Annotated in this window: 4 protein-coding genes and 5 pseudogenes; 6 read left to right on the top strand and 3 right to left on the bottom strand. The window is 52.2% G+C overall.

From position 1 onward, the window contains the following. The first annotated feature begins 202 nt into the window (after positions 1 to 202). From HUK82_RS10400 to istB, 4 genes and pseudogenes are all read left to right on the top strand, one after another. The gene (locus tag HUK82_RS10400; protein WP_176613890.1) at positions 203 to 3,130 is read left to right on the top strand and encodes a hypothetical protein; all 2,928 of its coding nucleotides are present in this window, start codon (positions 203 to 205) and stop codon (positions 3,128 to 3,130) included. 245 nt (positions 3,131 to 3,375) lie between these two features. After that, positions 3,376 to 3,592: pseudogene (locus HUK82_RS17610) on the top strand (transposase domain-containing protein); the annotation flags it as partial. A gap of 298 nt (positions 3,593 to 3,890) precedes the next feature. After that, on the top strand, positions 3,891 to 5,138 hold the full coding sequence (gene istA / locus HUK82_RS10390) for an IS21 family transposase (RefSeq protein WP_176613889.1): 1,248 nt from the start codon (positions 3,891 to 3,893) through the stop codon (positions 5,136 to 5,138). Next, positions 5,135 to 5,806 (top strand): annotated as a pseudogene (istB, locus tag HUK82_RS10385) (IS21-like element helper ATPase IstB); the annotation flags it as partial. The gene istA and the pseudogene istB, both read left to right, overlap by 4 nt. Positions 5,807 to 6,042: 236 nt before the next feature. Here the strand turns inward: istB and HUK82_RS10380 are convergent. After that, positions 6,043 to 6,153 (bottom strand): annotated as a pseudogene (locus tag HUK82_RS10380) (IS630 family transposase); the annotation flags it as partial. A 278-nt stretch (positions 6,154 to 6,431) separates the two neighbouring features. Here HUK82_RS10380 and HUK82_RS17440 point away from each other — a divergent pair. Continuing rightward, positions 6,432 to 6,556, top strand: a pseudogene (locus HUK82_RS17440) (IS66 family transposase); the annotation flags it as partial. Between the two features lie 13 nt (positions 6,557 to 6,569). On the opposite strand, the gene HUK82_RS10370 reads toward HUK82_RS17440, so the two are convergent. Together HUK82_RS10370 and HUK82_RS10365 are read right to left on the bottom strand one after the other, a co-directional pair. Further along, positions 6,570 to 7,520: an IS630 family transposase gene (locus tag HUK82_RS10370; RefSeq protein WP_176613888.1), complete on the bottom strand. Its 951-nt coding sequence runs from the start codon at positions 7,518 to 7,520 to the stop codon at positions 6,570 to 6,572. Between the two features lie 2,174 nt (positions 7,521 to 9,694). Next, positions 9,695 to 10,572 (bottom strand): annotated as a pseudogene (locus tag HUK82_RS10365) (IS630 family transposase); the annotation flags it as partial. Between the two features lie 181 nt (positions 10,573 to 10,753). Here HUK82_RS10365 and HUK82_RS10360 point away from each other — a divergent pair. Next, on the top strand, positions 10,754 to 11,689 hold the full coding sequence (locus tag HUK82_RS10360; RefSeq protein ID WP_176613887.1) for an IS5 family transposase: 936 nt from the start codon (positions 10,754 to 10,756) through the stop codon (positions 11,687 to 11,689). Positions 11,690 to 12,726 lie beyond the last annotated feature (1,037 nt).

Genomic DNA, 12,726 nt, shown 5'->3' with positions numbered 1-12,726 from the left:
GCTTTGTTCTCATGGTCGCTGGCGTCGGCGACTGCGCCGTGCAACGCGGCCAACTGCGTCGCTTCGAGCATGCCGGCTTCGATATTTCCGAATGTCTCCGTCCCTTCCGGTGGCCAGCACTGGCGGTCAGCTGCCTTCACGAGTCGTTAATAACAGCGGCTTACCATCGAGTCGATGCAATCAATACGTCGGGAGCCGTATAATGTCTGAATATACACAAAAGGAAAATAATGACGAAATTAAATATATTTTCCAAAACCCAAGCTCATCTGGGCCAAACTTTAAATTCAATACAGGAAATGTTGTCTCCGGAATTGAGCAGTTCAATAGTGTATTGCCAAATATTTCTGGATCATATTCTTATGATTGGGATCTGACACAATGGGGGGCTGGTCAATATTTTGATCCATCATCTCCAGACTTAAGTGGTGTGCTGTTCCAGGATACAACTCTAGGCAACCCTATAGCCGTATGGACACAGGGTTCAGCTCTATCATCTAAAGGTAGCTCTAGTTTCGTTGTTTATAGTGCCACAGAGCAGACCGAAGCGTCTTCCGATACTACCCACTTAGAGGGGTATACGTATAGATTTCAAGTTCAGGGCGGAGACTTAAATGATGTTTTTATTCAAACAAGTAAAAATATAGGGACATCCGTCACTTTCGATCATCAAGTTACTTTTTCCGCAAACGAACGTGTTTTAAACGTAACAGGAAGTAGTGGACTTGTTAGTTTCGGAAATAATTTTACCATTGGTTTTAATATGGTTAAACGTATATCTAATGCCCCACAAATGGAGTTTTTTTTACAGTCAGTGGTATATGATTCTCGTGGAGAATCGATTTTACAGGCTGGATATTCAACGTTAAATGGTGCCGCCTCATCAGGTATGATATTTAATATTGGTGACTTGGGGGCATTATCCACTACTTCAAGTTCAAAATTATACGGCTATAATTCTACTGAGGACTTTCTTTCTACAACCTCGACTGATAATTTTTCTTACGTATCTATAGATTTAACTGCCGCAGTGGAACAAGTAATCAGGGTCCTGTCCGCACAAGACCCATCTCATGCAGTCTATTATCAGGATCTTTCTAACTGGAATCTCGGTTCAAGCTATATCGGTGGCGAAAGTGGAAATCTAGGAAATGCCTCTTTATCCAATGTAAGCGCATCATTCGATGTGAACAATGTTTCTATTACCGAAGACGAAAATTCAACACTAACTTATGATCCTTCGTCAAAAAAAATACAATCCGTATCAGGTATTTTGCAGGAAGATAAGCACTCCTATACTACCACCCCCTCCGATGGTAGCTCAAATCTTTTATTAGATGCCGGCGGATCGGCATCTAATGTTCAGACGGTATATAGTTACGGAGCAGATATTCTGACAGTTCAAAGTGGGACTATCGCAGATATCCACGCTCTAGGCGCTACATTAACTTTGGTTCAACAAGGAGGGGGTGCCACTGTAGACGGTAATGCAACAGTAACACTTACAGGTGATGGAACCGTAAATATTGGTGCAATCGAAGGAACAATTTACGATGATATGTCTTCTGGAGTAACTCTATCCGGACAATCCGAAAAAATAATACTTGAGGAATATGCAGGTATTAATATAATATCTGGATCTTCATCAGAAATAGATATGAATAATAATTCTTATTTATCACAAGAAGGAGGCAATTCAAATATAGTATTCGGAAATAGCTCTTCCTCTGCATCCATAGACCTGTCAGCATCCCAATCTACGATTTCTGGATTTGATTCCACCACGTCGACAATATTATTAACAGGCGTTGACAGTGTCAAAAATGTAAAAATATTATATAATGATCAACAAGCAATAATAACTGAATATCAGAAGTCCGGTGAATTATCATTCAATAATTCTGTTGGTTATGGTATTAGTGTCTCAACGGATAGTGATTCCGGAACAATAAAAGTCGAAACAACTAAGGACACAAATGATGTTCCTGCCTACCGCTCTGGGAATGACTTTCAAAGCATAGAAGTTGAAAATTCTTCTCTTTCTGCCATACTGTCAGGTAGTTACACTCAAATTATTGAAGATATGTCTGCAGATTCTTACGTAGATTTAGCAGGATTTAACACGCAAAATGGAATGATTCTGCTAACGCATTTACATAATATTTCAGATGTGCAAATTTCTTATGAAAACGGAAATGCTATTATCGCAGAGAGTGGAAATTCTGGCAAGTTGCTGATAGAAAACACTGACAATGTGTCTCTCATTACTAATGTTGGTAATATAGATTTTTCTCAGCTAGAAGGATCTATTACATTAGCTGTATTATCAACACCTACGCCGCCTTTAACTTCTGCGAAGGCGGCGCCAATAACTACAGTTGACAATGGTGAAAGTAAAATATTTTCCGCTGATAGTGGTAAATACAGTATAGTTATGTCAGGTGGAAATCTTTTTGCAACACTAAATAACCATAGCTACACAACTCTCAAAGAAGACTTTTCCGCCGTATCGCACGCGATCGTTGAGGATTTTACGACTAGCAATGGCATGATACTCGCCACGCAGCTAACATCCTTTAATGATCTCAGCGTTTACTACGGCGATGGAAATGCTGTGATCTCAGGTTCTAATGGGAGCGTTACTCTTCTCAATATCCAGGTTGGATCGGTCGGTTTACTAAGTGATGTTGGTTCGGTGAATTTTTCCGACCTTGTAGGTAGTCGTAGCCTTGCTATTATTGGAACTGCATCGGATAATGGCGCGATAACTATCACGTCAGATGCAACATACAATGCGGCTGCCTCCACCAGCCACTTACTACATGTCGAATCAGGAACGTTAACAGCGGATTTAGTAGATTCTGCTTATAGCACTATTGATATAGATATGACTCAAAAAGCAAACCTTATTTTAAATAACTTTTCGCCCAAAAATGGCGAGATATTGCTTACAGGTGTTAACTCTTCTGATGACCTTCAAGTAAGTTATCATGATCACAACACATATATAAGTAGCTCATCCGGAGCGTCGGTCATTATGACGGGCCACGACAATGTCAGTTTTTTGAGTTCAGTCGGGAATGTAATTTTTTCGGATATGACCGGTCATTCGACTTTGGCTGTGATTTGATATGCAGCGAGAAGAAAACGATGAGATCTTCGATCTGTCCAAGTATCTCGCCAGCGGGGCGCTCCCTCAGCCCCAAATGAGATTCGTCGCCGATCATATCTCGATTAAACAGCCAGTTCTAGAGTCGAAGTCTCCAGCATCAAGGAAATTACTACGTATTAAAGAAAATATCTGTAAAAAATATATTGTCGTGATGGTAACTGACAACGCCAGGTCTTTCTCTAAAGCGGTTCCCCAGCCGAGTGAATAACGTTTCCAAACGCGCCGGGCGGCCGTTCTGCATCCGGCAGGAAGAATTATCTCTTTGCCGGCTCTGATGTCGCCAGAGAGAACATCGCCGACGCCATTACCATTGGCGAAAGCGCCAAACTTTCTGGCCTCAACCCGCACGATCATCTCGCGGACGGCCTCGCCACAATCAACGATCACAAGGACAATCGTCTACACAAACTTTTGCCGTAGAGTTGCCGGGCTATGGCAACACCTTACAAACGGGCAGCAGGATTAACGACACTGCTCAAGCAGCCGGTTACCCCGTGTCGAACGAGGACGCGCTGGAGCATGCCGTGACCGAAATCAAGGAGAAGCGCTCTTCGATCACGCGTTGCAGATCGACCCGTGTCAGTGCTGGATGTAATCTCCCCAAAACGGCTGTCTGAAATTTCCCCAGTTTGACCGAGGACCGTCCTGGCGGGGGCATGCCCCCGCCAGGACGGTCGTTCCCCAAATAACCTGCCTATGCCGACGGAAGGGCGAGCAGGTGATTGGCGTCAGGGAGACTGTGTTGATCCATGAATTGAAACGACAGGGACTGGGTGTCAGCGCGATCGCGCGACAGACGGGCCTGGACCGCAAGACGGTGCGCAGATATCTGGCCCGGGGCATCGAGGCCCCACGCTACAGCCCCCGCGCAGAGAGCGAGCGTATTGCCGAACGCTTTCGTGTGTATTTGCTGGAAAGGCTGGAGACGTATCCTGGACTCTCCGCTCGCCGGTTGCACCGCGAGATCACGCCGATGGGATATGACGGGGCCTATTCGACGCTGACGGAATATCTGCGGCTCGTCAGGCCGCAGGTGCCCAAGGTGTTCGAGCGGCGTTTCGAGACCGCTCCCGGCGAGCAGGCGCAGGTCGATTTCGCTGAATTTCCGGTGACGTTCCTGACCGAGCCGCAGGCGCCGCGCAAAGTCTGGCTTTTCAGCATGGCGCTGGGGAACAGCCGCTGGCTCTGGGGCCGGTTCTGCCCGAACCAGACCCTGGAAACCGTCCTGCGCTGCCATATCGCCGCCTTCGAGGCGATGGGCGGAAGCTGCGCCGAGATCCTCTATGACCGCATGAAAACCGCGGTTCTCGGCGAAGACCCCACGGGCATCGTGACCTACAATCCCTCGTTGGTCGCTCTGCTCGACCATTACGGCAGCGCGCCGCGCGCGTGCCAGCCGTATCGCGCCAAGACAAAGGGCAAGGTCGAGCGGCCGTTCCGGTATATCCGGCAGGATTTCTTCCTCGGGCAGAGTTTTCGTGACCTTGATGAACTCAACGCCCGCTTCGACGACTGGCTGCGCACCATCGCCAATGCCAGGTGTCATGCCACGACCGGTCGTATCGTCGCGGAACATTTCGCCGACGAGCGGCCTCATTTGCGCGCCCTGCCAGCCCATCCGTATGACGCCGTCCTGACGGTCGAGCGCCGCGTCAGCCATGAAGGCATGGTTTCGGTCGGTGGCAATCTCTACAGCGTGCCGGACACCGCCCGGCGCCGTATTCTCGAGATTCAGCATCATCCGATGGAAGTCCGGATCTTCGAGGAGGGCGCCATGATCGCCCGCCATCCGGTGCTGGACGGGCGCAACCAGCGACGCGTCGATCCTGCTCACCGCAAGGCCGTGCCCGTGGCGCGTCAGATCAGAACCCCGCCTGATCGGGCTCATGTCGCACGCCGGCCACTCGCATTCTATGAGGCGGTCGGCCGCAGGCTGGCCACCACACGAACGGGGGACCAGCCATGACACCGGTGACCGAACGCATCCGCCAGAGCCCGGTCCACCTGCATATGGCGCGGGCCCTGGAAACCCTCGACCAGACCCTCGGCCGCCTGGAGCGCGGCGACATCAGCGCGATCGAGGCGATCGACGAACTGCTGGCCGAGGAACTGAGCCTGCGAGAGGGACGGCGCATCGGTGTCGCCCTGCGAACCGCACGCCTCATGCCGATCAAGACACTCGAAAGCTTCGATTTTTCGTTCCAGCCCTCCCTCGAGCGAAACCGGATCATGGCAATCGCCCAGCTCGAATTTATCGCCCGCGCGGAAGTGCTGCATTTTCTGGGGCCACCTGGCACCGGCAAAAGCCACCTCGCCACGGCCATCGGTGTCGCCGCCGTAAAGGCAGGACGCAGCGTCTATCGCTGCACCCTCGCCGAACTGATCGAGGCGCTCGCCCGTGCCGAGCGCGAAGGTCGCCTCGCGGAAAAGATCCGTTTCTATGCCCGGGCCGCACTGTTGATCGTCGATGAGATCGGATACCTGCCGATCACCAGCGGCGGCGCCAATCTGTTTTTCCAGTTGGTCAATGCCCAATACGAAAAGGGATCGATGATCCTGACCTCCAACCGGGGCTTTGCCGAATGGGGCGATGTGTTCGGGGATCCGGTGGTGGCAACCGCGCTCCTCGACCGCCTCCTGCACCATGCCATCGTCGTGCAGATCGAGGGCGCCAGCTACCGGTTGCGTCAACATGCGGACCTGGTGCCGGAACACACCCGGGCCCACGCCAATCTGCCCCCCCCTGCCAAAACGCCGTGGACGGCCACCCAGGAGAGGAACCGACGATCAAGGCCCTGGCTGATCCCCAGAAACCAGAAACTGGGGATTTTTCATCCAGCACTTCTGCGGACTTTTCATCCAGCATTTACAACCCGGAGCCAGCGCAGCACATCTTCACGCTGCCGATTAGGCCCCGCCTCGACCACGCCCTTCAATTCGCTCTGCTGTGCGACACTCAGACAGCAGGCTGGCCCCATATGTTCCGCCGTCAGGCAGCCAGCCTGAAGTTCCTGTCGCCCTACAGTCACCCGATCGGGATGGCCATCTCCAAACTCAAGGCCCATCTCCACCGCGCCGCTGAACGAACACGCGACGGGCTGGGGACAGGATCGGCATCCTTATCGATCAGGTCACCCATGCAGAATGCGCCAACTTCTTCACCGCCACGGATTAGGTGCCGCATCAGAAGGCGCAGGATTTCCCGGACGGGAACTACATCCTGACCCACCCCGACAGTTTCACGCGGTTCGTGTAGGGCGGTCGAATTTGCTTGTCGAATAATGCCGCCGAACGAGTGTTGCGCGGGATGCTCTGGGAAGGCGCGCCCGGATGTTCGCGGGCTCCGATCGTGGCGGCGAACCGGCTGTCGCCATTTGTTCCCTAGAGAGTTTTCCTCTCAATCTGGCTCAGATCCTGCTGCGGTGAAGAAGTTTGCGCATTCTGTGGAGGAGAACTGATCGATCAGTGTGCCGATCCTGTCCCACAGGGCGTCGCGGGTGCGTTCTGCGGCTTTGCGGAGATGGGCCTTGAGTTTGGAGAAGGCCTTCTCGACGGGGTTAAAGTCCGGGCTGTAGGGCGGGAGATAGCGCATGGTCGCCCCTGCCGCTTCGATGGCAGCCTGAACGCCGGGACCTTTGTGAGAACTGAGATTGTCCATGATGACGATGTCACCGGGTCGCAGGTCGGGTATCAGCACGCGATCGACATAGGCTTGGAAGCTGCGACCGTTGATCGCACCATCCAGCACCATGGGTGCCACGATGCCGGTCAGCCGTAACCCGGCGACGAATGTTGTCGTTTTCCAGTGACCATGTGGCACGGCGGAACGCAGTCTCTGGCCGCGCAGACACCGCCCATAACGGCGCGCCATATTGGTGGAAGCCCAGGTCTCATCAATGAAGACCAGTCGTTCCGGATCAAGATCGGGCTGGTCATCGAACCACTCCTGTCGTCGTGTCAGGATATCGGGGCAATCCTGCTCCGCCGCGTGAGCGGTCTTTTTTTTCCATGTGATCTTATGACGCGCGAAGAAACGCCATAGCGTGCCAATTGCGAAGTGATGGCCGTCCTGAGCCAGTCGGGCTCGGATTTCGGACAGGGTCAGATCGTCTTTCTCGGCAATCAGCGCATGAATACGCTCTGCCTGTGCCTCGATCCGGTGAGACAGACGATCCCCGCCACGCGGTCTGGCGGCGGCACTGCCGGTCGTGGCGGCAAGAGCGCACCAGCGCACCGCACTTGCCGGACTGACGCCAAACCGTTCGGCCGCCTGACGACGTGACAGACCATTCGATACGGCCGCAACAACACGTTCGCGGAGATCCAGAGACAATGTGCGTGATGACATCCACAACCGGCCCCCATCCCGGCTGTCATCTTGAATCAGATCACAATAACTTTGGGAATCCCTCACGATTCATTCAGCGCAGAAAACGCTCTAATCGTCACCGCCAGGCTCAACGACAGCGACCCGCAAGCCTGGCTCGCCGATGTCCTGCCGTAGCACTGGAACGCGGCGCACTCAGACCGTCATATCCAACGGCCAAATCAATCGGATCGCCTTCCGTTGAACGAGCTTTGCGATAGAAAACTCACCATCTCCTCGTCGTTCCACACGGTAAAGACCAATATCACGATACTGTGGTAGCCTTTATCACCTCGGTGCTGCTCCAACGCCGGAATATGGCCGTCATTTTAACGTGCCTGAGGTAAGACGTAAAAAAAATCATTTTGTAAAGAAACTTAAATAATAATGTAAATTACGCTTATTGTTTATACTGATTTATATAGATTATATATCTACAATAGCCTAACAATCTCCAGCGGCTATGCCAACGAGTTCTCGATCGGAAGGAAGAAGATCGATTACAGTGACATTTAAAGCATTAGAAATCCTAATGAGTTCCTCAGGCTCAGGTCGTAGTAGTCCGGTTTCGATTAGCTTCAACCTTCCAGAGGCGAGAGAGGCAAGCTCTTCCAATGCGTCTGGAGATATCACTTGCCTGACGCGGACGTCCGCCACCTTCCGGCCAATAAGACTTGTGATGGCTGCTCTGCTATGAGCAGACATACCCCTATTAAGAGTCATTCTCTTTGCTCCTCATACCAATCCGTATCCACCGGAAAATCTGCCCTGACGCGGGTAAACGCCCTCGATCTCAAATGTTTCATCACCTACCCAGTGCTAGGCTGGTTTAACGTTTCACTAGCAACATAAAAATTTGTGTTTTTTTTGACAAAACGTACTTTACTGTTAGGGCAGTTTGGGTTTCTATTAAGTTCGCTATTTACAAGACGTTACAACAATGAATTTTAAATTTTTTTGTCGTTCGACCCCTTGGGAATTTAAAAATGCTATCGAATTTGACGTTTTATGCCATGCTGCAACGGGCAAACAGTTTGCACAGACAGAAAAGACTGGAAGAGTTAGTAAGCCTTATAGATGAAATATATGCCGTCCTTGACGGGAGAGAAAGTGACGGAGAGAACATAATAGACACACCGATAATCACAGAAGCTTCTGTTTCATAGATAAGCGTAATTCAATATCACATCGATCACAAATGGCTCATTAATTTAATGAAAAAATTAGTGTATAATTGTTTCAATTGTAATTATTATGAACGGTTATTAAAAATGTGAGTTATATTCGGGGTCTGGTTTGACAGTGCGGCGGCCCGGTGGGCTGGTAGTGAACGTGCAGGCTCGGACTTTTTCAAAGAACAGGCGGATTGGTCGTGGATGGTCCTGTCTTGCGCAGATGTCTGGCAAGCAAGGAATTTGCAGTATGTTTGGGCTTGTTAGGCGAATGAATCTGGTGTCATGCCTATGAGGCTGGTGTGGCGCCAGATGGCATTCTAGTCAGCGCGCCAAGCCTCAATGACCGAGCGGACGTGGGTGAGGTATCAGAACAGATGCTCGTTAAGGCGCTCGTTCCGCAACAGGCCGTTGAAGTTCCCGACGAACCCGTTCTACTGCGGCTCGGCCGGTACGATATAGTGCCGCAGCACCGGCCGTTTTTCCAGTCGAGCCATGATCGCGTTCGAGGTCCTCTCGGTGCTATTGTCGCTGACGATCATCATAGGAAAGATGCGAGGTTTCCTGATCCGGTCGTATTCCCTAATGACGACGTATCCGCCACCTGCGCCAAGGCAACGCGTGTGTAGTCGTCCGCAACCGTCAATGCCGAACCTCCGTTGCACCTTGAGGCATCTCATCCTTCATCACTATAGAGAAACGAAAATTCGGGGTCCCTTTCGGGAGGCATCTCGTCGTGATCGGCCCGACACATTGCGTCGTTGTTACCAAGGGCGCCGGAGACCGTCCACTGCCCCGCCACCCGGTCGATGTGTTCCGCGACAGAAGACGTGCGAGCGATCAACCCCACCCGCTCCGCTGCTTGCCAATCACAATTAGCCATAGCTATCTCCTCAACATGTATTCGAGCACTATCTAAAAAAAGTTAAAGATTTATGATCGTCGGAACCTAAGAGTCCGTTTAAGGCTGGTCATGGGGACAATGTTGCGGAGCACGAGCGGCAGGATGGTGATGTTGGCGGGGAAATCGAGTTTCGAACTGGTATGCCACCCTGCCTGATCGACGATGAGGAGGGCGTGAGCGCCCGGCGCTACGGCCTGCGAAATCTCGTCGAGATGCCGGTTCATGGCGTGGAGGTTGCACCAGGGCAGGACGAAGGCCGCTCCCTTACCTAGCGCCGGACAGATCGCTCCGAAGATCCAGGCCGAACGTGTGCGCTGATCGCAAGGCGCGCGTGGACGGGTGCCGCGTCTGGCCCAGCGGCGCGTCAGCTTCGTTTTCTGGCCCACCCTCGCCTCGTCGCCCCACCAGAGTTCGATGGCCTTGCCGGGGTGCCGGACCCGGATCGCGGCTATGACGTCGGGGAAGCTTTTTTAAAAATGTCCTGGACCTCGGGATCCTGGGCATGGTGCCGGGGGCGTCCCGTCAGAAGGCGGAAGTCGAGGCTCCGGATAACGGCGCTCAGCCGGCTGCGCGAAAGAGAGACGCCGAATTCCTCATAAAGCCATTGCCCCAGATCAACCTGCCGCCAGCGCACCACCCCATGCACGGCAGCGATCGGGCCGTCCTCGATCCGGCGCATCAGGGCTTCCAACATGGCGGGGGTCAGGCGGGGAACGACACCGCCGCCATGATGATCCCGCACGCCATCCTGGCCCTCGGCGTTGAAACGCACCACCCAGTCCCGCACAATCTGCCGATCCGTCCCGGCCAGTCGGGCCGCATCTCCGCGTGAAGCACCATCGTAGATCGCCTCCAGCGCCAGAAGCAGACGCGCCTGGTCCGCATGTCTCGTTGTCCGCGCCAGCGCACGCAGTCCCGCCGCATCATAATCCTCACGCAACGCTAACGCCCCGCTCATTCAGATGCCTCCCGCCCGGCTCGGCATCCGGTGAATCGCAGGTCGCTCCAGAACGATACCGTTAGGCAATCACATATAAGTCAGGGCGCAGCGGAGTTGTTATAGAGACCTGTGCGCGGGTGGTGGATTTCTCGGACGAATGGTGATTCTCTTTTGGCTGGTATTGAGTCAGGAGAGGGCGATGGCGCACCGACTGATTGGTCAGGACTGTCTTGTGTTTTCACGGTCCGATCGCAAGCCGTCGTCACTGTATGAGATTGAAAAGCTGATCGATTGGCGACCGGTGGCGGCCCTGCTGGCGCAGGTTTATCCCGCGCCGAAAGGCGAAGCAGCCTTGCCGCCGCTTGCGATGTTCCGTGCGATGCTGCTTGCGGTCTGGCACGATCTCTCGGACGTCAGGCTGGCTGAAGCACTGGATGATCGGGCATCCTTTCGCCGGTTTTGTGGATTTTCCGCACAGGAAACGACACCGGAGCGCACGGCGTTCGTGCAGTTCAGACGCGAACTGGCCGCCCACTCGCTCGACCAGGCCTTGTTCGAGGCGGTGACGGCTCAGTTGAAAGCGCGTGCGATCCGGATCAAGACCGGCACGATCGTCGATGCGACGATCATCGCAGCGCAGACGGAACGTGACGACGAGGCACGATGGGTCAAGCACAAGGGCCGCAAGGCCGTGCATGGTTATAAGGCCCATGTCGGCGCCGATGCCACGACGGCTCTGGTCGAGCGGATCTCGATCACGCCAGCCAATATCAACGATGGGCGCGCGGGTCCGGATGCCGTGCCCGACGATCCTGGCGAGGTTTTTGCTGACAGCGCCTATCGCGGGGATCATTTCCGCGATGCCGTCCGGTCGAAAGGCGGCACGCTCCGCGTTGCCGCAACAGCAATGTGGGGACGTGACGAACGGGAAACACTTGCCAGGTTGAAGGCCTGGAACGACGCCGTCCATCGGACCCGGGGCCGAATCGAGAAGATCTTCGGCACTTGGAAACGAAGTTACGGCCTTCGCCGCATGCGATGGCAAGGGCTCGCCAAGGCCGCCATCCAGATCCACGTCACAGCCATCGCCTACAATCTCAGACGGACCCTCACCATCCTCGCCTTCGCCGCGTGACGGGTCGGCGACCGCGTCAGTCATGCAACGCGCTGTGTCAACGTGACAAATACGAAGAAGATGTTGACCAATAAATCGGTTTTCTCGATAGACACAGATGGCCACAGCTAAATCTACCACCCGCGCACAGGTCTCGTTATAAGCGCCCAATGCCTCACATCAGGGCCGAGTAGTGATCCCGTAGCTTCTCTGCCCTCGTCATCAGCCAGATCCTCCCTCGGCGAAAGAAACAGAGACTAAGCCGTTCGTCACCTAACGCACGAGTCAGTGACTGTGCTCTTTGGTGCCAAAGGTGTCCAATTCTGAACGAAGCCCTATGGGGCATAAGGATTGGACCAGCCTTCTCGAGGCTGACGAAATTCAATCGATGGCTTTTCGATGTCTCCATGGGAAAAGGATAACAATCGTACCTTTCTTCATCGGAGTATTAATGCCTCCTTAACTTCATCAAGTTAAAAACAAACAATGTCCCAACGAGTGGGAGATTGTGTGCCTCGCAATAACCTCCCCAAAACGTGAGAAAAACCAATAGAGGATTAGTGAATATAACCAACAGGAGCACAAATATATAATATATATTTATTTTATTAATAATTCGTTGAATTTTATAATAACTACAGGAATTTATATGACTGTTCTAGAAAAATTTAGGTCCCTCCTAAAAAAATCGGACTATCTTAGCCGCGATATTTTTACAGATGATTTACAGGAGACTATCGACGAGATATACAATCTTCTCGAAGATATTATTTTATTTGGAACTAACATTCCCTGCGATTCTGAACCAAACAGATCTGTTTCTAGTCATTTCAGACCAGTATTCACAATATTTAATTGCGCTGACATACACAATATATATTTTAGCAACAAAAATACCCTCAATAATTAAATAACAATTTTATTTATTATATTTTATATTCCTGGAATGAATATTTGGAAGTTAGGTTCATATGTAATTATCTGAGTATCTTGCCACTGTTTGCTCTGAGCGCTATCGAGCCTTTGCAGCTGACAATTGCATGCTGTAACGTTTTTGG

Source organism: Ameyamaea chiangmaiensis (genome assembly GCF_013376175.1).
GTDB classification, from domain to species: Bacteria; Pseudomonadota; Alphaproteobacteria; order Acetobacterales; family Acetobacteraceae; genus Ameyamaea; species Ameyamaea chiangmaiensis.
The sequence above is the reverse complement of the archived record's forward strand: the minus strand, read 5'-3'. Positions and strand labels throughout refer to the sequence as shown.